General features: G+C 60.8%; 22 protein-coding genes and 1 pseudogene. 11 read left to right on the top strand and 12 right to left on the bottom strand.

The genetic code is table 11. From position 1 onward, the window contains the following. Positions 1-128 precede the first annotated feature (128 nt). Together arcD and HBO23_RS22970 are read left to right on the top strand one after the other, a co-directional pair. The gene (arcD, locus tag HBO23_RS22975) at positions 129-1,556 is read left to right on the top strand and encodes an arginine-ornithine antiporter (protein ID WP_170039879.1); all 1,428 of its coding nucleotides are present in this window, start codon (positions 129-131) and stop codon (positions 1,554-1,556) included. Continuing rightward, positions 1,553-2,416, top strand: a complete 864-nt coding sequence (locus HBO23_RS22970) for a DNA-3-methyladenine glycosylase (RefSeq protein ID WP_170039877.1) — start codon at positions 1,553-1,555, stop codon at positions 2,414-2,416. Before arcD ends, HBO23_RS22970 begins: the two co-directional genes overlap by 4 nt. Positions 2,417-2,608: 192 nt before the next feature. Here the strand turns inward: HBO23_RS22970 and HBO23_RS22965 are convergent, their stop codons facing one another. From HBO23_RS22965 to HBO23_RS22935, 7 genes are all read right to left on the bottom strand, one after another. Next, positions 2,609-3,958: a CoA transferase gene (locus tag HBO23_RS22965; RefSeq protein ID WP_170039875.1), complete on the bottom strand. Its 1,350-nt coding sequence runs from the start codon at positions 3,956-3,958 to the stop codon at positions 2,609-2,611. A 40-nt stretch (positions 3,959-3,998) separates the two neighbouring features. After that, positions 3,999-5,342: a HAMP domain-containing sensor histidine kinase gene (locus HBO23_RS22960; protein ID WP_017139155.1), complete on the bottom strand. Its 1,344-nt coding sequence runs from the start codon at positions 5,340-5,342 to the stop codon at positions 3,999-4,001. Positions 5,343-5,409: 67 nt separating this feature from the next. Continuing rightward, on the bottom strand, positions 5,410-5,874 hold the full coding sequence (locus tag HBO23_RS22955) for an LTXXQ domain-containing protein (protein ID WP_017139156.1): 465 nt from the start codon (positions 5,872-5,874) through the stop codon (positions 5,410-5,412). A 368-nt stretch (positions 5,875-6,242) separates the two neighbouring features. Beyond that, positions 6,243-6,920, bottom strand: a complete 678-nt coding sequence (locus HBO23_RS22950) for a response regulator transcription factor (RefSeq protein WP_017139157.1) — start codon at positions 6,918-6,920, stop codon at positions 6,243-6,245. A gap of 7 nt (positions 6,921-6,927) precedes the next feature. Continuing rightward, positions 6,928-7,335, bottom strand: a complete 408-nt coding sequence (locus tag HBO23_RS22945) for a translation initiation factor 2 (RefSeq protein ID WP_099549409.1) — start codon at positions 7,333-7,335, stop codon at positions 6,928-6,930. Between the two features lie 107 nt (positions 7,336-7,442). Continuing rightward, positions 7,443-7,742, bottom strand: a complete 300-nt coding sequence (locus tag HBO23_RS22940; protein WP_099486469.1) for a YciI family protein — start codon at positions 7,740-7,742, stop codon at positions 7,443-7,445. A gap of 1 nt (position 7,743) precedes the next feature. Beyond that, positions 7,744-8,340, bottom strand: a complete 597-nt coding sequence (locus HBO23_RS22935) for a septation protein A (RefSeq protein WP_099549410.1) — start codon at positions 8,338-8,340, stop codon at positions 7,744-7,746. An 87-nt stretch (positions 8,341-8,427) separates the two neighbouring features. On the opposite strand from HBO23_RS22935, the gene HBO23_RS22930 reads away from it, so the two are divergent. The 6 genes from HBO23_RS22930 (at position 8,428) to rluB (ending at position 13,406) form a co-directional block, all read left to right on the top strand. Continuing rightward, positions 8,428-9,291 (top strand): PHP domain-containing protein, encoded by an 864-nt coding sequence (locus HBO23_RS22930; RefSeq protein WP_099549411.1) that lies wholly within the window; start codon positions 8,428-8,430, stop codon positions 9,289-9,291. A gap of 13 nt (positions 9,292-9,304) precedes the next feature. Further along, positions 9,305-9,934, top strand: coding sequence for an L-threonylcarbamoyladenylate synthase (locus HBO23_RS22925; protein ID WP_017139161.1), 630 nt, complete (start codon positions 9,305-9,307; stop codon positions 9,932-9,934). 120 nt (positions 9,935-10,054) lie between these two features. Beyond that, positions 10,055-10,753: a ScpA family protein gene (locus HBO23_RS22920; RefSeq protein WP_169875663.1), complete on the top strand. Its 699-nt coding sequence runs from the start codon at positions 10,055-10,057 to the stop codon at positions 10,751-10,753. A gap of 12 nt (positions 10,754-10,765) precedes the next feature. After that, positions 10,766-11,704 carry an SMC-Scp complex subunit ScpB gene (scpB, locus tag HBO23_RS22915; protein WP_170039873.1) on the top strand — a complete coding sequence of 313 codons (939 nt, stop codon included), beginning with the start codon at positions 10,766-10,768 and terminating at the stop codon, positions 11,702-11,704. Positions 11,705-11,846: 142 nt separating this feature from the next. Beyond that, positions 11,847-12,038 (top strand): DUF1289 domain-containing protein, encoded by a 192-nt coding sequence (locus tag HBO23_RS22910; protein WP_138454185.1) that lies wholly within the window; start codon positions 11,847-11,849, stop codon positions 12,036-12,038. A 144-nt stretch (positions 12,039-12,182) separates the two neighbouring features. Beyond that, positions 12,183-13,406, top strand: a complete 1,224-nt coding sequence (gene rluB / locus HBO23_RS22905) for a 23S rRNA pseudouridine(2605) synthase RluB (protein ID WP_017139164.1) — start codon at positions 12,183-12,185, stop codon at positions 13,404-13,406. 193 nt (positions 13,407-13,599) lie between these two features. On the opposite strand, the gene HBO23_RS22900 is transcribed toward rluB, so the two are convergent. Further along, the gene (locus tag HBO23_RS22900) at positions 13,600-14,559 is read right to left on the bottom strand and encodes a leucyl aminopeptidase (RefSeq protein WP_170039871.1); all 960 of its coding nucleotides are present in this window, start codon (positions 14,557-14,559) and stop codon (positions 13,600-13,602) included. A gap of 73 nt (positions 14,560-14,632) precedes the next feature. Continuing rightward, positions 14,633-14,770: a hypothetical protein gene (locus tag HBO23_RS22895; protein ID WP_003175756.1), complete on the bottom strand. Its 138-nt coding sequence runs from the start codon at positions 14,768-14,770 to the stop codon at positions 14,633-14,635. Positions 14,771-15,417: 647 nt separating this feature from the next. Between HBO23_RS22895 and HBO23_RS22890 the strand changes: the two genes are divergently transcribed. Next, positions 15,418-16,839, top strand: coding sequence for an amino acid permease (locus HBO23_RS22890; RefSeq protein ID WP_017139166.1), 1,422 nt, complete (start codon positions 15,418-15,420; stop codon positions 16,837-16,839). 59 nt (positions 16,840-16,898) lie between these two features. On the opposite strand, the gene HBO23_RS22885 is transcribed toward HBO23_RS22890, so the two are convergent. Further along, positions 16,899-17,276, bottom strand: a complete 378-nt coding sequence (locus HBO23_RS22885) for a cytochrome c (protein ID WP_099549415.1) — start codon at positions 17,274-17,276, stop codon at positions 16,899-16,901. A 57-nt stretch (positions 17,277-17,333) separates the two neighbouring features. Between HBO23_RS22885 and arfB the strand changes: the two genes are divergently transcribed. Next, positions 17,334-17,747: an alternative ribosome rescue aminoacyl-tRNA hydrolase ArfB gene (arfB, locus tag HBO23_RS22880; RefSeq protein ID WP_017139168.1), complete on the top strand. Its 414-nt coding sequence runs from the start codon at positions 17,334-17,336 to the stop codon at positions 17,745-17,747. Here the strand turns inward: arfB and HBO23_RS22875 are convergent. Together HBO23_RS22875 and HBO23_RS22870 are read right to left on the bottom strand one after the other, a co-directional pair. Continuing rightward, complete coding sequence (locus tag HBO23_RS22875; protein ID WP_099549416.1) at positions 17,744-18,940, bottom strand: MFS transporter; 1,197 nt, start codon at positions 18,938-18,940, stop codon at positions 17,744-17,746. The genes arfB and HBO23_RS22875 overlap by 4 nt on opposite strands. A 103-nt stretch (positions 18,941-19,043) precedes the next feature. Beyond that, positions 19,044-19,226 (bottom strand): hypothetical protein, encoded by a 183-nt coding sequence (locus tag HBO23_RS22870; protein WP_170039869.1) that lies wholly within the window; start codon positions 19,224-19,226, stop codon positions 19,044-19,046. A gap of 195 nt (positions 19,227-19,421) precedes the next feature. Here HBO23_RS22870 and HBO23_RS33685 point away from each other — a divergent pair. Further along, positions 19,422-19,741: pseudogene (locus HBO23_RS33685) on the top strand (hypothetical protein); the annotation flags it as partial.

The raw sequence follows: 19,741 nt of genomic DNA, 5'->3' as shown, positions 1-19,741 counted from the left end.
TAAACTGTCATGCCGTTGCGTTATGAGCGTGACGGTTTTATCGCTGTCTTTAATAAACGCTGCACTCGCTGATTTAATTAGTTGAGTGCGCGTTTGTTCTCTCAAACTATTTTATTTCAGGAGTTTGCATGTCCCAACCGGCCGAGAAACTACGTCTCAGCGCGTTGATTGCCCTGGTGGTGGGGTCGATGATCGGCGGCGGGATTTTCTCTTTGCCGCAGAACATGGCCGCACGCGCCGAAGTGGGCGCCGTGCTGATCGGCTGGGCCATCACCGCCGTCGGCATGCTCACCCTGGCGTTTGTGTTCCAGACCCTGGCCAATCGCAAACCCGAACTGGATTCCGGCGTGTACGCCTATGCCAAGGCCGGGTTCGGTGACTACATGGGGTTTTCGTCGGCCTGGGGTTATTGGATCAGTGCGTGGATGGGCAACGTCGGTTATTTCGTGTTGCTGTTCAGCACCCTCGGCTACTTTTTTCCGGTGTTCGGCCAGGGCAATACGCCGGTCGCCATCGGCTGCGCCTCACTGCTGCTGTGGGCCGTGCATTTTCTGGTGCTGCGCGGCATCAAGGAGGCGGCGTTCATCAACCAGATCACCACCGTGGCGAAGATCGTGCCGTTGCTGATGTTTATCGTGATCGCCGCAGTGGCGTTCAAGGCGGATATTTTCACCCGTGATATCTGGGGCCTGGGCAACCCGCAATTTGGCAGCGTGGTCGATCAGGTGCGCAGCATGATGCTGGTCACCGTGTTCGTGTTTATCGGCATCGAGGGCGCCAGCGTGTATTCGGCGCGCGCCGAGAAGCGCTCGGACGTGGGCCGCGCCACCGTGATCGGCTTTCTCGGCGTGCTGGCACTGCTGGTGCTGGTGAATGTGCTGTCCCTGGGCATCATGAGCCAGCCGGAGCTGGCGCAATTGCAAAACCCTTCACTGGCGGGTGTGCTGGAACATATCGTCGGGCCGTGGGGCGCGATGGCGATCAGCATCGGGTTGGCCGTGTCACTGCTCGGCGCCTTGCTCTCATGGGCGCTGCTGTGTGCGGAAATCCTCTACGCCACTGCCCATGACAAGACCATGCCGGCCTTCCTGAAAAAGGAAAACCCCAACCGGGTGCCGGTCAACGCGCTGTGGCTGACCAACCTGATGATCCAGGTGTTCCTGGTGATCACGCTGTTTTCCCACAGCACTTACACCACCCTGATTTACCTGGCCTCGTCGATGATCCTGGTGCCCTACCTGTGGTCGGCGGCCTACGCGGTGCTGTTGAGCGGGCGCGGTGAAACCTATGCCGGTGCCCAGCGCCAGCGCTATAAGGATTTGCTGGTCGGCCTGATCGCTCTTGGCTATGCCGTCTGGCTGCTGTACGCCGGCGGCTTGAAGTACCTGCTGCTCTCGGCGCTGTTGTATGCGCCCGGCGTGATCCTGTTTGCCCTGGCCAAGCGCGAGCAGGGCCAGCCCTTGTTTACGCACATGGAAAAGGGCATTTTCAGCTGCGTGATCGCGGGCGCGGGGCTGGCGGCTTATGGGCTGTATAGCGGGGTGTTGTCGTTGTGAGATTGGCGTATCAGCCGCCCTATGACTGGGCGGCAATGCTGGGTTTTTTATCGGCGCGGGCGATCACCGGGCTGGAGACCGTTGAGGCCGGCGTGTATCGGCGCAGCATCAGCGTGAACGGGCAGCACGGCTGCATCAGCGTGGCACCGGGTGCGGGCGATTGGCTGGAAGTGGGTGTTGAGTTCCCCGACGCGGCGGCGCTGCCCGAGATCGAGCGGCGCCTGCGGGCCATGTTCGATCTGGACGCCCGGCCTGGGTTGATCAATGCGCAGCTGGCCGCCGACCCGTTGATGGCACAACTGGTGGCTGCGCGCCCTGGCCTGCGTGTACCGGGGACGTGGGACGGTTTGGAACTGGCGATTCGTGCGGTGCTGGGCCAGCAGATCACGGTGGTCGCGGCCATTCGCCTGGCGGGTAAATTGGTGGCGCAGTATGGCCAGCCGCTGCAAACGCCCTATGCCGGTATTACCCATGTGTTTCCTGTTGCCGAAGTCTTGGCGGCGGCGGACCTCGCGACCTTGGGCATGCCCAAGGCGCGGGGCCGTACTTTGTCAGGTGTGGCTCAGGCGTTGCTGGAAGATCCGCAGTTATTTGCACCCAAGGCCAACCTCAAGGACGGCGTGGCGCGGCTGGTGGCCTTGCCGGGAATCGGCGACTGGACCGCGCAGTACATCGCCATGCGTCAGTTGCGTGAGCCGGATGCGTTTGCGTCGGGGGATATTGGTTTGATCAATGCGCTGGCGGCGCTGGAAGGCGGGCCGGTGTCGGCGCGGCAGTTGTTGGCGCGTGCCGAGGCGTGGCGGCCTTTAAGGGCGTATGCGGCGCAGCATTTGTGGACGTCGTTGAGTCGGGTGGATTGAGGGTGGCTGTCAGGGCCTCATCGCAGGCAAGCCAGCTCCCACATTTGACTGTGGCCACACTTTCAATGTGTGAGAGCCAGCTCCCACATTTGACTGTGGCCACACGTTCAATGTGTGAGAGCCAGCTCCCACATTTGACTGTGTTCACACATCCAATGTGGGAGCTGGCTTGCCTGCGATAGCGATCTCAAGTCACCACTGAGCCCGATGTGAGCCCAATTCGCCGGCGGGCAAATCCCACTGCAACGGCGTGCCACTGATGCTCACCGGCGCCAGCAAACGATGCGCCTGGCCCCACGCCGTCTGCTCCACCACCAAGCCCTGATCGCCCGGTTCTTCAGCCCGCAACGCCGGCTGCTCCGGCACGTGCCCGGCCTCCACCAGCAACTTCGCCGTGCGCGCCAATGACAACCGCGCCGAACCACCGCGCCCGGTTTTCAGCCGCTCACTCAACGCTTGAATCGCACTGGCCGCCATCAAATACCCGGTCGCATGATCCAGCGCCTGCAACGGCAGCGGCACCGGTTTATCTGCCTGTTTCCACGCCATGCCAGCGTCGGCAATCCCGCTGCTCATCTGTACCAAACTGTCGAAGCCGCGACGGTTACGCCACGGGCCGCTCCAGCCGTAGGCGTTGAGGCTCACGTCGATCAGGCCGGGGGCGAGGTTTTGCAGTTCAGTGGCGGTGTAGCCCAACTGCTCCAGTGCGTCGGCGCGGTAGCCGTGGAACAGGATGTCGGCGTCCTTGAGCAAGCTTTCGAACACCTGGCGGTCTTCAGCACTTTTAAGGTCCAGGCGTGCGCAGCGTTTGCCCAGGGTCATTTCCGGTACTACGCCGGGCTCGTTCCAGGTCGGCGAGTCTATGCGCAGTACATCTGCGCCCAAACCTGCGAGAAAACGGCTGGCCACGGGGCCGGCCAACACGCGGGTCAAATCCAGCACCTTGATGCCGGCCAGTGGGCGTGCCACCGAGCCGAGCCAAGGTTTGTCGCAGGGGGTGTCGAAGGCCTGGCGCTGCACCAATGCCTCGGCGTTCACCGCCAACCCTTGCGGATGGGTTTGCCAGGCCTGCCATGTACGCATCTGCGCCGCGCAACCGCCGGCATCGACGATCGCCTGTTCCAGTTCGGCGGCGTTCCAGGTCGCGACTTTACTGGCCATCTCGGCGCGGTCCTTGACCTTGCCCAGCACGCGCTCGGCAGCGGCACGGTGGTGGGGCGCATTGGTATGCAAACGGATCCAGCCGTCGGCGCTGGCGTAGTCGCCGGCTACCGGGTCCCACAGCGGCGGTACTTGCCAGCCCACCGGGCGAATCGAGGAGGAGAACCAGAAGGAAGCGAGGCGCCGGTCCACGCTTACGCTGGGCAAGCGTCCGGTCTGTTGCTGGATAAGTTGAGCAACCGCCTGGCCGGCAGCGCCGAGGCTGGCGCTGGCCAGTTCGGTTACGGCAAAGGTCGAGGGCAGGGCGCCGGCCTCGGTAAACGTCAGCGGGGTTTGCGGTAGATCGAGTGCGGCTTGGATGGATGTCAGCAGGTCAGTCATCAAAGGCCCTCCGTTAGAGAAGGGCCACTATAGAAGATCCTCACACGGCTGTGACCACTCCCGGCTCCAACGGCAAGTCGATGCTGGCGATAAAACCGCCGTCCGGGTGATTGCCCAGGATCAGGCTGCCGCCATGGCGTTCGGCGGCGCGACGGGCAATCGCCAGGCCCAGCCCGTGGCCTTGTGCGGCCTGGCCGGGCGCGCGATAAAACGGCTCGCCCAACTGGCTCAGGTGTTCGGCTTCAACGCCGGGGCCGTGGTCGCGCACGCTGATCAGGATGCGCTCGCCCTGGTGCCGGGCGCTTAGCTCGATCGGCTGGCCCACGGGGTTAAAGCGCTGGGCGTTACGCAGCAGGTTGTCCACGGCGCGCTCGATCATGGTCGGCCAGCCCTTGAGGTGCAGCTCGGGCTCGGCGCTCAGTTGCACCATCTGTTCCGGCGCACTGAGTTGGGCATCCTTTTGCAAGGTCCTGAGCAGTGGGGTGAGGTCGACGTCTTCGGCGCTGGCGTTGTCGGCATCCACGCGGGCCAGCACCAGAATCTCGCTGATCAGCGCTTCCAGGCGGTCGCACTCGCGGGTCAGGCGCGGCCACAGCCGTTCGCGTTCTTCCGGGCTGGCGCGTTCGGCCAGGGCCAGGGCAATACGCAGGCGGGCCAGCGGTGAGCGCAGTTCGTGGGACACATCGCGCAGCAACTGGCGCTGGCTGCCGATCAGGCTTTGCAGGCGCGCGCCCATGCGGTTGAAGTCGGTGGCGAGCACGCCGAACTCATCGCGGCGGTTGGCCAGTTGCGCCAGGCTGTTTTGCTGATAGGTGGTCTGGCCCAGGTCATGCACCGCACCGCGCAGGCGGCTGAGTGGGCGGGTGATGGACAAGGTCACCAGCAGGCTGAACAACGTCAGTACCACCAGGGCAATCGCCAGCGCGCTAAACGGCCACAGCAGGCTGCTGCGGTGCCAGGCGTCCAGTTCCGGGTTGGGGATGCGGTAGATCAGCAGGTACGTGTCCCCGGTTTTTTCACTGGTGTACTCGGCGGTCAGGCGGCGCCAGGGCAAGTGGCTGTCCTGGTTGTCATTCTGGCGGGCTTCGAAGGCGGCGGCGCGACGTGGGAACGTGCCGCGTACCACCGGGTCGCCGCTTTCGTTGAGTACCTGCACGTCGATGTGGTACTGGCGTTTGCGTTGTTGCAGCAAATCCTGGGCGGCGTCCTCACCCTGGGCTTCATAGAGTTGCGTCCACTCTTGCGCCAGGTTGTTGAGGCCGGGATGGCGGCTGAGAATCCAGGCGTCCTGGTTGAGCATGTGCCCAAGCAGGATCGACAGCCCGGCAACCAAGGCGATGGCCAGCCAGAAACTGGCCAGGATGCGCCAGAACAATGAACGCACAGGAAACCCTCAAGCAGGAAAAGCCCAGCGGCGTGAGCCACTGGGCTGGGGAGGTAACGCTAGAGCATTATTGCGCTTTTTGCGGCTGTTGCGCTTTCCAGGCCTGGAATTCCTTCCACTCGGCGCGGCGCTCGGCTTGCTTCTTGACGATCTCGTCGAATTTCTTCTGTTGATCGGGTTTTAGCACGGCACGGATGTCAGCCTGGGTTTTCTGTTTGCCGGCGGCGATTTCATCCTGCATGGCTTTCTGGTCAGCAGCCGGCAGCTTGTCCAGGTACTTTTTGACCAGGTCTTTGCGGGCGTGCCATTGGTCACCCATCAATTTGCCGATTTGCTGGCGCTGTTCCTTGGTCAGGTCCAGCTGGCTGAAGGGGCCGCCTTTGCCACGCGGACCGTGTTCACCGCCGTGGCCCGGGCCACCCATCATGTGGCCTTCTGGGCCGCCCATCGGGCCTGGGCCTTCTGGCATTGCGGCCATGGCAACGGTCGGCAGGGCAGCGGCGAACATCAGAGCGATAAGGGTCTTGCGCATGGTGTTTCTCCTGTCTCTATTCCGGTGAGTCCGGATGTGAGTAGGTTACGCAGCGCAAGGTCAGCGGCGGTCAGGGGAGGGTAAAGCTTGGGTAAAGAGGGTTTTGATGTGAACTGACAAAACTGTCGGATTGATGCGATCAAGTGTGGGAGCTGGCTTGCCTGCGAATGCGGCGGGTCAGCTACATAGATGCAAGCTGACCCTGCGCTATCGCAGGCAAGCCAGCTCCCACTGGGCAATTGATCGTTCCCACGCTCTGCGTGGGAATGCATACCGTGACGCTCTGCGTCACCGGCGTACACAGCGGGACGCAGAGCGTCCCCGGCGGCATTACCACGCGGAGCGTGGGAACGATCTTTAAACGATCTTTAAAGGCTGTAGTAGTAGCCGCGGCTGCGCAGCGCCACGATCCGTGGCCGACCATCCGGGTGTGGGCCGATCTTTTTGCGCAGGTTGCTCACGTGCATGTCCAGGCTGCGGTCGTACAGAGTGAGCTTGCGGCCCAGGGCGATCTGCGCCAGTTCCTGCTTGTCCAGCGGCTCGCCGGGCTGGCGCAGCAAGGCTTCGAGCAGGCGGCTTTCGGACACGGTGAGGGTGAATTCCTGCTCGTCGATGCTGACCACACCGCGCACCGGGCTGAAGCACAAATCGCCCAGTTCCATCTGCGTCGACACGGCGGCCGGGTGGCTGCGGCGCAGCACGGCGCGCAGGCGCGCAGTCAGCTCGCGCGGGTCACAGGGCTTGGCCAGGTAATCGTCGGCACCCAGTTCCAGGCCGAGGATACGGTCCAGCGGTTCGCCACGGGCCGAGAGCATCACCACCGGCAATTCCGGGTGGTCATTGCGCAATTGCTTGAGCAACTCCAGGCCGCTGCCATCCGGCAGCATCACGTCAAGCACGACGGCGGCGGGAGCGGCTTCGGCCAGGGCTTTGCGCGCGCTCACGCCATCGTGGCAGGCGCGCACCTGGAAACCCTCCTGGCTCAACCAACTGGTCAGCAGCTCACACAGCTCCTGGTCATCATCTATCAGTAACAGCTCGCTCATGACTCACTCAATTTAGCCATTGTCGACGGCGACGGTGCCCACCACTGGCGAAGATCCCGCACAGCAGGGCGATCAGTGCGACGGCCGCGCCCGTGACAAACCACTGTTGTTGCTCGGTCAGCCAGCGGGTCAAGGCGCCGCCTTGTGTCTCTTTGAGTTGCTGGACCAGGCGTTGGTTCTCCTGGCGCAAGCGACTCAGTTGGGCGCTTTCGCGAGCAGTATCTGCACTTTGCAGTTGTTTGCTCAGTTCTTCACGCAGCCGTTCGCTTTCTTTCAAGCGTTGCTGCAACTCGGTGATCTGGCTGCCGACACTCAGGGACAAGGGCGTGGAGCTGCCGGTGTTTGAGGTTTCTTCCGCATGGGCGCTCGCCCCGATCATTAACACTGCCAACAGACACAACGGACGTAAGCGCATCGGAACTCCTGATTCCACACGAATATTCAGAACGTTGTCGGCAGGTTACCGAGAATAATGAGCAATTAAGAGCGCGCCGAACCTATCAGGTTCAGCGCAGCCGGGCTTTAAGGCAGGACTTGCTTGAACGGCTTGACCACCACATCAGCGTAGACGCCCGCAGCAATGTAGGGATCGGCTTTGGCCCAGGCCTGGGCGTCGGCCAGCGAGGCGAACTCGGCAATGATCAGGCTGCCGGTGAAGCCGGCGGCGCCTGGGTCATTGCTGTCGACGGCCGGGTGCGGGCCTGCGATCACCAGGCGACCTTCGGCTTGCAGGGTTTTCAGGCGCTCAACGTGCGCCGGGCGCACGCTCAGGCGTTTTTCCAGCGAATCGGCAACGTCGGTGGCAATGATGGCGTAGAGCATGTCAGTCCTCGGTTTTCGGCGTGGTAGGGGCGGTGTCATGCAGATGGCGCGACAGGTAGATACCTTGGCCGATCAGGAACAATACGGTCATGCCCAGGCTACCGAAGACTTTGAAGTCGACCCAGTAATCCTGGAAGGTAAAGGCCACGAACAGGTTGGCGGCGCCGCAGAACAGGAAAAACACGATCCAGGCCACGTTCAAACGCGTCCATACCGGCTCCGGCAGGGTCAGCGCGTGGCCCATGATGCGCTTGATCAACAAGCGGTCACCAATGAAGTGGCTGCCGATAAACACCAGCGCGAACAGCCAGTTCACTACCGGGGCTTTCCATTTAAGGAAGGTTTCGCTGTGAAAGGCCAGGGTCAGGCCGCCGAACACCAGGCAGGCAACCAGGGTGAGCCATTGGCTTTTTTCCAGTTTGCGCTGGGAAATGAAAATGGCGCCGTAGACTACGATAGAACTGACGATCAGTACGGCGGTGGCGCTGTAGATGCCCCCGAACGAGAGCGGATGACCGGCGATATCGATGACCCTGGGGTCGAGTTTGGTAACGATGAAAAACAGCAACAGCGGGATGAAGTCGATGAATTGTTTCACAGTAAGAGCCAGAAGCTGGATGTGGCGGCATAATAACAAACATCCTTGGTAGCGAAAGCGCCAGCTGACTTGAGGTTACACACTCCCGTGAATGTTGATTTGCACTGCCACAGCACGGCCTCCGATGGCGCCCTGGCGCCCGCGGTACTGGTTGCGCGTGCGTTTGAAAAAGGCGTGCGAGTCTTGTCGTTGACCGACCACGACACCCTCGAAGGCCTCGACGAGGCCCGCACGGCGGCGCATGCCTTGGGCATGCAACTGGTCAACGGCGTGGAATTGTCCTGTACCTGGGGCGGCGCCACCATTCATGTGCTCGGCTACGGCTTCGATCAAAACGCCGCGCCTTTGGTGGCGGCCATCGCCCAATTGCACGATGGCCGTTGGCTGAGGTCCGAAGAAATAAGCCGCAAGCTCAGCCTTAAAGGCATGCCCAATGCGCTCGACGGCGCCCGCGCCATCCAGCAAGAGCTGGGCGACAGCGGCAACGCACCGGCCCGCCCGCACTTTGCCGACTGGATGGTGCGTGAAGGTTTCGTCAAGGACCGCGCCGAAGCGTTTCGCAAATGGCTGGGCGCCGGCAAGTTGGGTGATGTGAAGCAACACTGGCCGACGCTGGAAGATACAGTCGGCACATTGCGTGCCTCCGGAGCCTGGGTGAGCCTGGCGCATCCCTGGCATTACGATTTCACCCGCAGCAAGCGCCGCAAGCTGATTGCCGACTATATTGGAGCGGGCGGCCACGCAATCGAAGTGGTCAACGGGCATCAACCCGCTGAGCAGGTGGGCAGCCTGGCGATTCTTGCTCGCGAATTTGGTCTGCTGGTCAGCGCCGGCAGTGATTTTCATGGCCCAGGCGGCTGGTCCGAGATTGGCGAGTACCGCCAGGTCCCGGAAGACTTGCCGCTGTTGTGGGGGCGATTCAAGCATGACCCCATTATTGCCACCGTCTGAACAGGTAGAACACGTGAGTCAATTCTTCCAGATTCATCCGGAAAACCCTCAAGCGCGCCTGATTAAACAGGCCGTGGAGATCATTCGCGCCGGTGGCGTGGTGATCTACCCAACGGATTCGTCCTACGCCATTGGTTGCCAGATCGGCGACAAGAGCGCAGTTGAACGGGTCAGACGCCTGCGTGACCTGGACAAAAACCACAACTTTGCGCTGATCTGCAGCGACTTGTCGCAACTGGGGCTGTTCGCCAAAGTCGACACCGGCACCTTCCGCCTGCTCAAGGCGCACACGCCGGGGCCGTACACCTTTATTCTGAATGCCACCCGCGAAGTGCCGCGCCTGTTGCTGCACCCCAAAAAGCGCACCATCGGCCTGCGTGTGCCCGAGCACCCGATTGCCCTGGCGTTGCTGGCAGAACTGGGTGAGCCGTTGATGAGCGTGTCGCTGATTTTGCCCGGTGAAGAAGAGCCGCTGTACGACCCTTACGAGATGCGCCGCCTGCTGGAAAAACACGTCGATCTGATCATTGACGGCGGTTACGGCGGCAACAAGGCGTCCACTGTGATCAACCTGGCCGATGGCGAGCCGGAAGTGGTGCGCGTGGGCTGCGGCGACCCGACGCCGTTTATGGTCGAGGCCTGAATGTCGGCCGTGGAAACCGCTGATCCCCAGGCGGGCGCCCAGCAGGAACTGCCATTTGCCATGGTGTATGGCCAGGCGGTCATGGAAATGCCGCTGGACCTGTATATTCCGCCGGATGCGCTGGAGGTCTTTCTTGAGGCCTTCGAAGGCCCGCTGGATTTGCTGCTGTACCTGATTCGCAAGCAGAACATCAATATCCTCGACATCCCGGTGGCAGAAATCACTCGCCAGTACATGGGGTATGTCGAGTTGATGCAGTCGGTACGCCTGGAATTGGCCGCCGAGTACCTGGTGATGGCCGCCATGCTCGCCGAGATCAAGTCGCGCATGCTGTTGCCGCGTTCCGAGACCATTGAGGCCGAAGAAGACGACCCGCGGGCCGAGCTGATCCGCCGTCTGCAAGAATATGAACGCTTCAAGGCCGCCGCCGAAGGCATCGACGGCTTGAGCCGCGTGGGCCGTGATGTGGTGGTGCCCAAGCTCGATGCCCCGGAAGCCCGGGCGCGCAAGCTGTTGCCGGATGTGAGCCTGGAAGAATTGCTGATGTCCATGGCCGAGGTGCTGCGCCGGGGTGACATGTTTGAAAGCCACCAGGTCAGCCGCGAAGCGCTGTCGACCCGCGAGCGAATGAGCGATGTGCTGGAGCGCCTCAAGGGCGGCGGCTTTGTGCCGTTTGTCGAGCTGTTTACCAAAGAGGAAGGGCGCCTGGGGGTGGTGGTGACCTTTATGGCCATCCTCGAACTGGTCAAGGAATCCTTGGTCGAGCTGGTCCAGAATGAGCCTTTTGCGGCTATCCACGTGCGGGCGCGAGCCGAATAAAGAGCTGAATCGATGAATCTGACTGAACCCCGCGAACTGGCGCCCTTGCTGGAAGCCTTTCTCCTGGCCTCGGGTAAACCGCAATCCCTGGAACGCTTGTTCGAGTTGTTTGAAGAGGCCGAGCGCCCTGAACCACCGGTGTTCAAGAAGGCGCTGGAGATTCTGCGCAAGTCCTGCGACGGCCGCGCCTTTGAACTGCGCGAAGTGGCGTCAGGTTATCGCTTGCAGATCCGTGAGAAATTTTCCCCGTGGGTCGGCCGCTTGTGGGAAGAGCGCCCGCAGCGTTATTCCCGCGCGATGCTGGAGACCATGGCACTGATTGCCTACCGCCAGCCCATCACGCGGGGCGAGATTGAGGATGTGCGGGGTGTGGCGGTCAACAGCCATATCGTCAAGACACTGCTGGAGCGCGAGTGGATCCGCATCGTCGGCTACCGCGACGTGCCCGGCAAACCGGCGATGTTTGCCACCACCAAGGTGTTTCTCGACCACTTCAACCTGAAAAACCTCGACGACCTGCCGCCGCTTGCCGAACTGCGCGAGATGGAAGCCGAGCCGGTGCTCGACTTCGACGACGCGCCGGTGCCGGCCAGCTTGCAGGAGCTGGCCGACGCCACCGCCGAGCCGGAAGAGCCGAAGGACGAAACCAGTTTCCATACCTTGCTGCTTGAACTGGATGATATGGAGCAGGGCATCAAGACTGACTTTGATGACTTGCTGCGTGATGGCGCGGCTGAGCCTGAAACCCAGGTGAACGTTGAGGGTGAGCCGCAAGTCGAACCGGAACCTGAGCCTGAACCCGAAGAAGACATCCTCGGCGTGGCCGAAGCCCGTGAAAAGCTCCTGGCCGCTGTTGCCGCCCTTGAACAGCCGCCTTTGAGCGATGAAGAAGACGAAGCCCGGGCGCTGGCTGAAGCCATCGAAGCCGAACGGCGCCAGTTTGAGGACTGACCCGGTCTGCCAGACACATGGAAACCCTGTGGGAGCTGGCTTGCCTGCGATGCGGGCGCCCCGGTCTGTCGGTTGTACCGAGGTGATGCCATCGCAGGCAAGCCAGCTCCCACAGAAAAGCCAGCTTCCAGGGAGGATTCAAATGAGTTCCACCAAAGACCCTTGCATCAGCATCTGCAAATTCGCCGATGACATCTGCGTCGGCTGTGGCCGCAGCAAGCGCGAAATCCGCGCCTGGAAGAAGCTCGACAAAACCGACAAACGCACCGTTCTGGCCGAAGCCGAGCTGCGCCTGCTGGCCCTGGGCGCCACCGGTCGGCGGAAAAGCAAATGACTTGGGCCTTATCGACTAGTCTGTGATGCGAAACCCGCGCCATGCGCGTATGATTCGCGACCCTTTGCCGATCTATTCGGCCAAAGCCCCGCTTTCAATACTCTTCAGGCCACGCCTGAATCGACCCACCGGGAGGTGCTTAAGATGAACGACCAAGACCAGAACGACAGCCAGGAAATCGGCCCAGCAGGCGAAAAACTGCAAAAGGTGCTGGCGCGTATCGGCGTGGGCTCACGCCGCGACGTCGAAGCCTGGATCACCCAGAAGCGCATCAAGGTCAATGGCGTCGAGGCTACCCTCGGCCAGCGCGTCGACCTGCACGATGCAATCACCATTGATGGCAAAGTCATCAAGCGTGAAGAGGCCGCCGAATCGGTGCGCCGCGTGATCATGTACAACAAGCCCGACGGCGAGATCTGCACCCGTGACGACCCGGAAGGCCGTCCGACCGTGTTCGACAAGATGCCCAAGCCCAAAGAAGGCCGCTGGATCAACATCGGCCGCCTGGACATCAACACCACTGGCTTGCTGATGTTCACCACCGACGGTGAGCTGGCCAACCGCTTGATGCACCCGTCCTACGAGATGGACCGTGAGTACGCTGTACGTGTACGCGGCGAAGTCGATGACGAGATGATCGAACGCCTGAAGGCTGGCGTGGTGCTGGAAGACGGCCCGGCCAAGTTCACCGACATCAAGCAGGCGCCCGGTGGCGAAGGTTTCAACCACTGGTACCACTGCGTGGTGATGGAAGGCCGTAACCGTGAAGTACGTCGCCTGTGGGAATCCCAGGGCCTGGTGGTCAGCCGCCTGAAGCGCGTGCGTTTCGGCCCGGTGTTCCTCAACTCCGACCTGCCGATGGGCCGCTGGCGCGAAATGAGCCAGTACGAAGTCGACATCCTCAGTGCCGAAGTCGGCCTGACGCCGGTGGCCATGCCGCAGATGAACGCCAAGAGCAAAGACAAGCTTGAGCGTATGCAGCGTAAATCTTCGCGCCCTGTTGCGCGTACCGAGCGTGTTGCACGCACCTTGCGCCCTGCGCTGAATGCACCGGCGACCGGTGGGCGTATCTCCCGTGAGCCGCACATCGAAGGCGAGCGTCGCCCAACCGCGCCATCGCGTCAGGAAGGCGAGCGTGCGCCACGCACCCCGCGTCCTGCCCGTGGTGAAGCGCCAAGCGGCGGCCGTAGCAACCGTGGTGAAGCGGACCGCCCAGCGGACAACGCCAGCACCAAGCGCCCAGCCAAGCCCGCGGCGAACAAGCGCCCTGGTCCGAAACTGGTCGCCGACGAGCCGTCGGGCAAGCGCCGTGGCGCGCCGGCCGGTTCCGGTCAGCGTCCGGGTTTTGGTCGCAAGAAGCCGCAGTGATTTAACCGCTGTATAAAAAAACGCCAACCTTAGGGTTGGCGTTTTTTTTTGCTCTGAAAGTTGGTAACCCAATCAAGTGTGGGAGCTGGCTTGCCTGCGATGCGGGCACCTCGGTTTACCAGGCAAACCGCAGTGATGCTATCGCAGGCAAGCCAGCTCCCACAGGGATCCGCTTTGTTTCAACGAGGTGTGTTTAGAACGCAAATCTGCCATCAAACACCGGCTTGTCATCCAGCGCCAACACCCCGCTGGCAAAGATCAAATCCAAGTGATGGCTGCCTTTTTGCCCGCCGCCCAAGCCCAGGTGTAACCCGCAATGGCGCTCCTCGAAGCCGGCATTGCGTGCATACAAGTCTTTCACGCCCTCGTTGGTGCCAATCCCCAATTCCTCCACACGGCGGTTGGACGGGTTGGCATTCAGGTATTTATTGAAGTCGTCCGCCAGCCCTGGCACCTCGCTGGCCACGCTGCAAACCGTCGAGTTCTCGATCCACAGCTCCAGCGGTGATTGCAGCACGCAGTACTTACGCGCAAACGGGATGGTGCTGAGGAAGGTGCCAACAAACCGCACCTGGCCATTGATGGCTTCGCTGTGGGTGGCGATTTCGCCTGGTGCCAGGTCGTGGTTGCCGACCCCGTTGATATTGGTCCACTTCTTGATGCTGCTCAGCGGCGCCTCAAGGCGGGAGCCGTGTTTGTCGGTAAAGCTCAGCACGTTGGCCTGGGACATGCGCCGGATCAGCGTAGCGTTGAGGTCGGCGATGCGCTGCGGCTCGACGCTGAAGGTGTCGTAGAAATAGTCGCCATAATCCTTGAACAGCAGGGATTTCTTCCAGTGTTCGGCCATCACGCCTTGCAGGGCGCGAATAAAATCCGGGCCTTCGGCACGTGGGTTGGGCAGGGTCGAAGAGTCATACAGAAACAGGTACAGGTCGCAGGCTTCGATGGCGTGGGCCAGGGTGTCGCTGGGCGTGAGGTCCAGGCGCTGGCATTGGAAGTTGAAGCGTGCGGCGCTGCTGTGGGTGATTGCTTCGGCGATGGCGTCGTAGCGCTCGGTATGGCCCAGCAACACCGTCGGGCGGCTCAGGCCGTTGAGTGCCGGGTGGTGTGCGAGGTAGTAGAGGAAGTGTTCGACGGCGCGGGCCTTGTCCATGACGGGTATCCTTCTGTGCCTTGGGTAAGGGGGCAGGTGCCGTGCACAGCACCTGCCGGATGCCTGCCGGGTGTTAGAAAGGCCACATCGCAGTGCCAAAGGGCACAACGGCATCGGCTTGCATCATTTCAACGGCGGCCTCATGGGTCGGCGCTTCAAACCAATCGTCGAGTTGCAGTTCGGTTTCCAGGTCGTTTTCCAGTGCTTGCATGGTATTTCTCCTAGAGGACGTTGTTTGAGAACGGCTTGCCAACGGGCTTCGCTGGCAAGTGAAAGAACCTAGGAGAGAGTGTTTGGAAATGCAAAATATTTATTGACACGGTCTCATTTGAATTTTTTCTTCTGTTTTTTCAGTGTGTTTTTTTATCCAGAAAAAACAGCAAATTGGCTGAACCGATTTTTCAAAAACTTCCCACTGACAGTTTTCCGTTAGCTGACGAAAAAGTCTGCCTGTAACGCTGATTTTCCGGGGTGTAACGTTTAATTTACGAGTTTGTCCGGGTGTTACTGAGTGCCGTCCAGCTGTAAGGATTAGCTTACAGTTTGGTGTGTGCACTCTGTTGGGGCGTGCTGAAGCTGTCGAGCGGTGTACAATGCGCCGCGTTTTACTGTGACCCCCTTGCGTATCCACGCAAAAGGCCAAGACCTCAGGGTTTACCCACCCTGATCACTCCGTGCGGCCACGAGTCGGACGGGTTCGATTTCGTCACAGATAAAAACAAACAGGTGACGCATGACCGTTAGAAAGACGCTGTACTCCTGGTGCCTGCGCTGGGGTTTGAGCGGCGCTGCTTGAGTCGGTAATTCAAGGCAGCAACCTGCATTCGACATTCTCAAACCTTGCGTGAGACCCTTTTCATGAGTGGACCCCAATCTTCTTCAGGCGAGCTGAAACGCGGCCTGAAAAATCGGCATATCCAGTTGATCGCCCTCGGTGGCGCCATCGGCACCGGCCTGTTCCTGGGCTCGGCCGGCGTGCTCAAATCCGCCGGCCCTTCGATGATCCTGGGTTATGCCATCTGCGGCTTCATCGCCTTCATGATCATGCGCCAGCTCGGCGAAATGATCGTCGAAGAGCCGGTCGCCGGTTCCTTCAGCCACTTTGCCCATAAGTACTGGGGCGGTTTCGCCGGCTTCCTGTCGGGCTGGAACTGCTGGATTTTGTACATCCTGGTAGGCATGTCGGAGCTGACTGCGGTCGGCAAGTATGTGCACTACTGGTGGCCAGAGATCCCGACCTGGGTCTCGGCGGCGGCGTTCTTCGTATTGATCAACCTGATCAACCTGGCCAACGTCAAAGTCTTCGGTGAGGCCGAATTCTGGTTCGCCATCATCAAAGTCGTGGCTATCGTCGGCATGATTGCCCTGGGCAGCTATTTGCTGGTCAGCGGCAGCGGCGGTCCGCAAGCGTCGGTGAGCAACCTGTGGGACCACGGTGGGTTCTTCCCCCATGGCGTCGGCGGTTTGGTGATGGCCATGGCGATCATCATGTTCTCGTTCGGTGGTCTGGAAATGCTCGGTTTTACCGCCGCCGAGGCCGATCAGCCACGTACGGTGATCCCCAAGGCGATCAATCAGGTGATCTACCGCATCCTGATTTTCTACATCGGCGCCCTGGTGGTGCTGTTGTCGCTGACGCCGTGGGACAGCCTGCTGGCGACCCTTAACGCGTCCGGCGATGCCTACAGCGGCAGCCCATTCGTGCAGGTGTTCTCGATGCTGGGCAGCAACACCGCCGCGCACATCCTCAACTTCGTGGTGCTGACGGCGGCATTGTCGGTGTACAACAGTGGCACCTACTGCAACAGCCGCATGCTGCTGGGCATGGCTGAGCAGGGTGATGCGCCCAAGGCATTGGCCAAAATCGACAAGCGCGGCGTGCCGGTGCGCTCGATCCTCGCCTCGGCAGCGGTCACTCTGGTGGCGGTGTTGATGAACTACTTCATCCCGCAACACGCGCTGGAGTTGTTGATGTCGCTGGTGGTTGCCACCCTGGTAATCAACTGGGCGATGATCAGCTTTTCGCACTTCAAGTTCCGCCAACACATGAACCGCACCGGCCAGGTGCCGCTGTTCAAGGCGCTGTGGTATCCGTATGGCAATTACATCTGCCTGGCGTTCGTGGTGTTTATCCTGGTGATCATGCTGATGATTCCGGGGATTCAGGTGTCGGTATACGCAATCCCGGTGTGGGTAGCGTTCATGGCGGTGTGTTACTGGATCAAGAACAAGCGCAGTGCTGAAGCCGCATTGACCACGGCAAATGCAGCGCTGAAGTAAGCGACGCTCCATCGGCGATTAATACCCCTCTATTGAGGGGTATTTTTTTGCGATGAGATTCATCGGCTGTTTGCAATAACGCCACTCATGTAGGCGTTCAAGTCGCGAAAATCCTTGACGCTCCAGGCATGCGGCGCAATCTTCACGCCATTGTCTTGCAGGGTTTTTGGGATCAGGTTGCCATTGGGGCGAAGGATCACCGAAGACACAATAACGCCCGGATAATCCGCCAGCCGTTTTTTGAAAGCAGGCGTTGTGAGGTCCGGCGTGGGCGGGCTGCTTTTCCTGGCCAATGGCCCGGAGGCCTTGAGGTCCGGGCCGTGGCACATGGCGCATCGCTGTGAATACAGGTTTTTGCCGTTGGCAGTGTCCGCGACGGACAGTGGCGTTTGAATGAGTGATAAAGTGCCGAGCACAGTGATGAATAGCCTTTTCATATTGCTGCGTCCTTGTTGTTTATGTTGTTGTGGCCCGTTGCCTAAGGTTTTTGATTGATGCTGGTAATTTCCAACAACGTGCACTTGCCCGATGCCGAGATCGAGTTGACCGCCATTCGCGCCCAGGGCGCCGGTGGGCAGAACGTCAACAAGGTGTCGAGCGCGGTGCACCTGCGGTTTGATATCCCGGCTTCATCGTTGCCGGCGTTCTATAAGGAGCGTTTGCTGGCGCTGCGTGACAGTCGTATCACCAGTGAAGGTGTGTTGGTGCTCAAGGCTCAGCAATACCGCACTCAGGAACAGAACCGTGCCGATGCGCTGGAGCGCCTGGTGGAGTTGATCCTCAGCGCCACCAAGGTCGAAAAAAAGCGCCGCCCGACCAAACCCACCCTGGGTTCGAAAAAGCGTCGCCTGGAATCCAAGACCAAGCGCGGCAGCATCAAGGCCGGGCGCGGCAAGGTCGACTTCTAGGCGCCTCTCGCCTCGCGGGCCTTGGGGGCTTGCCGGTACAGGTAAACACTCAGCAGCAGACCACCGACCGACGCGAGGGCGGCAAACAGGAATATCGACGCAAAGCCGAAGCCTGCCGCCACCGCCCCGGCCAGTGGGCCGGTGATACCCAATGACAAGTCGATAAACAGCGAATAAGCCCCCACCGCCGCGCCACGGCTGGAGGCCGGCACCAGGTTGACGGCTTCTACGCCCAGTGCTGGAAACACCAGCGAAAAGCCAAACCCGCTCAACGCCGCACCGGCCAGCGCCCATTGCGCGTCGGGTGCCAGCCATAGCAACAACAGGCCAAGGGCTTCTACCGACAGGCAGGCAATCGCCACACGAAAGCCGCCGATCCGGTTGATCAAATTGCCGAACAACAGGCGCGCGCCGATAAAACTGGCGCCGAACAGGCTCAATGCCCACACCGCGTTGTCCCAATGCTGGGTGGTGTAATACAGGGTGATAAAGGTGGCGATGGTGCCAAAACCAATCGAACCCAACGCCAGGGCACAGCCGTGTGGCAGTACGCGGCCCAGCACATTCATGAAGGGCAGGCGCACGCCGGCCACAATTGGCGCGGCTTCCTTGTTCCAGGCCAACAGCACGCCGAGCACCGCCAGCAGGATGATGCTGACGCCCATGCTCCACAGCCCCAAGTGGCTGACCAGCAGCACACCCAGCGGCGCACCGATGGCCAGCGCGCCGTAGCTGGCGATGCCATTCCACGAGATGACCTTGGCCGTGTTGGCGGCGCCGACTCGGCCGATGCCCCAGCCGATGGCACCAGAGCCCACCAGGCTTTCCGCGCTGCCCAGCACCAGTCGGCCAATCAGCAGGCTGATCAGGCTGATGCCCGGCAGGCTGGAAAACCACGCTGCCAGCAACATGAACACGCCGCTCAGGCCGCAACCGACCAAGCCGATCAGCACCGCGCGCTTGCTGCCCAGGTTATCGATGATTTTGCCTGCATACGGACGGCTCAGCAGGGTGGCCAGGTATTGCACGCTGATTACCAAGCCCGCGATAACTGCGCCGTAGCCCAGTTGGCTGTGCACATAGCCCGGCAATACGGCCAGGGGAATACCGATGTTGAGGTAGCCGATAAAGGTAAACAGCACGATGGAAACGACTTGCAGCGTGACCGCCATGGGGCGCTGGGTATCTGGCATGGGGGAGGTCCACCGTCGCAGCAGGTAAAGATAGGCTGCTAATGATACCGATGCTTTGGCTTGTGCAGGGCGGTAAAAAGCAAAACGTCAGCTCAAAAAGACATCAGGCTTGAGGCGGGGCCAGCATTTGCGTGGTCACCAGGGCGGCCAAGGCGTTTTCCTGGGTGCCAAAACGCTTGAGCAGCAGGGTTTGTTTGTCGGCGCTGAGGCGGTTCCAGACTTCGATCATCTGCAAGGCAGCGTCCAGTACTGCGGCGTCGGGGGTGTCGGGGAGGGTGTCGGTCATGGCGGGGGTCTCGATGATTCAGGCAGTGTGGAAAGCGCTTGAAGTGCGCTTTCCACACGGTCTGGTACGGCGTCAGTCCTGGCGTTTGCTGTCGACTGGTTTTGCTTCTTTGGCTTCAGGCTGTTTGTCACTGGCCTGCTGCGGTGTTGGCTGCTCAGTTGGGTGCAGGCTTGGGAAGGGGAGATTAGGTATCTCGTGCATCGTCGTCGCTCCTCGCAAGATCTGTTTTATCAATCGCAGGTGATTCCGCGCTCTCAAAAAGCCTTGGCAGGATACAGCACTGAAAATGACAAAAAGAATTTTATGTCGGCGGATGTGCGAATTTTTATTTTTTTGCGCAAGTGGCATGGGGTCGCAGGCTGGGTAAGGGCCGGAGCAACAGCAACAGCGAAGCCATACTCGGTCAAAGGTGGGAGCTGGCTTGCCTGCGATGCAGGCACCTCGGCGTACCCAACACAGCGAGGTGCCTGCATCGCAGGCAAGCCAGTTCCCACAGAAAAGCAGATCTCAGGTGT

This window comes from Pseudomonas sp. WS 5532, from assembly GCF_012985445.1.
Classification (GTDB): Bacteria; Pseudomonadota; Gammaproteobacteria; order Pseudomonadales; family Pseudomonadaceae; genus Aquipseudomonas; species Aquipseudomonas edaphica.
This window is presented reverse-complemented; position numbering and strand designations above follow the sequence as displayed.

Excerpts from the sequence above, each read along its gene's own strand:
- arcD (WP_170039879.1), top strand. The coding sequence starts at position 129 with ATGTCCCAACCGGCCGAGAAACTACGTCTCAGCGCGTTGATTGCCCTG.
- HBO23_RS22965 (WP_170039875.1), bottom strand. The coding sequence starts at position 3,958 with ATGACTGACCTGCTGACATCCATCCAAGCCGCACTCGATCTACCGCAA.
- HBO23_RS22955 (WP_017139156.1), bottom strand. The coding sequence starts at position 5,874 with ATGCGCAAGACCCTTATCGCTCTGATGTTCGCCGCTGCCCTGCCGACC.
- HBO23_RS22950 (WP_017139157.1), bottom strand. The coding sequence starts at position 6,920 with ATGAGCGAGCTGTTACTGATAGATGATGACCAGGAGCTGTGTGAGCTG.
- HBO23_RS22945 (WP_099549409.1), bottom strand. The coding sequence starts at position 7,335 with ATGCGCTTACGTCCGTTGTGTCTGTTGGCAGTGTTAATGATCGGGGCG.
- HBO23_RS22940 (WP_099486469.1), bottom strand. The coding sequence starts at position 7,742 with ATGCTCTACGCCATCATTGCCACCGACGTTGCCGATTCGCTGGAAAAA.
- scpB (WP_170039873.1), top strand. The coding sequence starts at position 10,766 with ATGAATCTGACTGAACCCCGCGAACTGGCGCCCTTGCTGGAAGCCTTT.
- HBO23_RS22910 (WP_138454185.1), top strand. The coding sequence starts at position 11,847 with ATGAGTTCCACCAAAGACCCTTGCATCAGCATCTGCAAATTCGCCGAT.
- rluB (WP_017139164.1), top strand. The coding sequence starts at position 12,183 with ATGAACGACCAAGACCAGAACGACAGCCAGGAAATCGGCCCAGCAGGC.
- HBO23_RS22900 (WP_170039871.1), bottom strand. The coding sequence starts at position 14,559 with ATGGACAAGGCCCGCGCCGTCGAACACTTCCTCTACTACCTCGCACAC.
- HBO23_RS22895 (WP_003175756.1), bottom strand. The coding sequence starts at position 14,770 with ATGCAAGCACTGGAAAACGACCTGGAAACCGAACTGCAACTCGACGAT.
- HBO23_RS22890 (WP_017139166.1), top strand. The coding sequence starts at position 15,418 with ATGAGTGGACCCCAATCTTCTTCAGGCGAGCTGAAACGCGGCCTGAAA.
- HBO23_RS22885 (WP_099549415.1), bottom strand. The coding sequence starts at position 17,276 with ATGAAAAGGCTATTCATCACTGTGCTCGGCACTTTATCACTCATTCAA.
- arfB (WP_017139168.1), top strand. The coding sequence starts at position 17,334 with ATGCTGGTAATTTCCAACAACGTGCACTTGCCCGATGCCGAGATCGAG.
- HBO23_RS22875 (WP_099549416.1), bottom strand. The coding sequence starts at position 18,940 with ATGCCAGATACCCAGCGCCCCATGGCGGTCACGCTGCAAGTCGTTTCC.
- HBO23_RS22870 (WP_170039869.1), bottom strand. The coding sequence starts at position 19,226 with ATGACCGACACCCTCCCCGACACCCCCGACGCCGCAGTACTGGACGCT.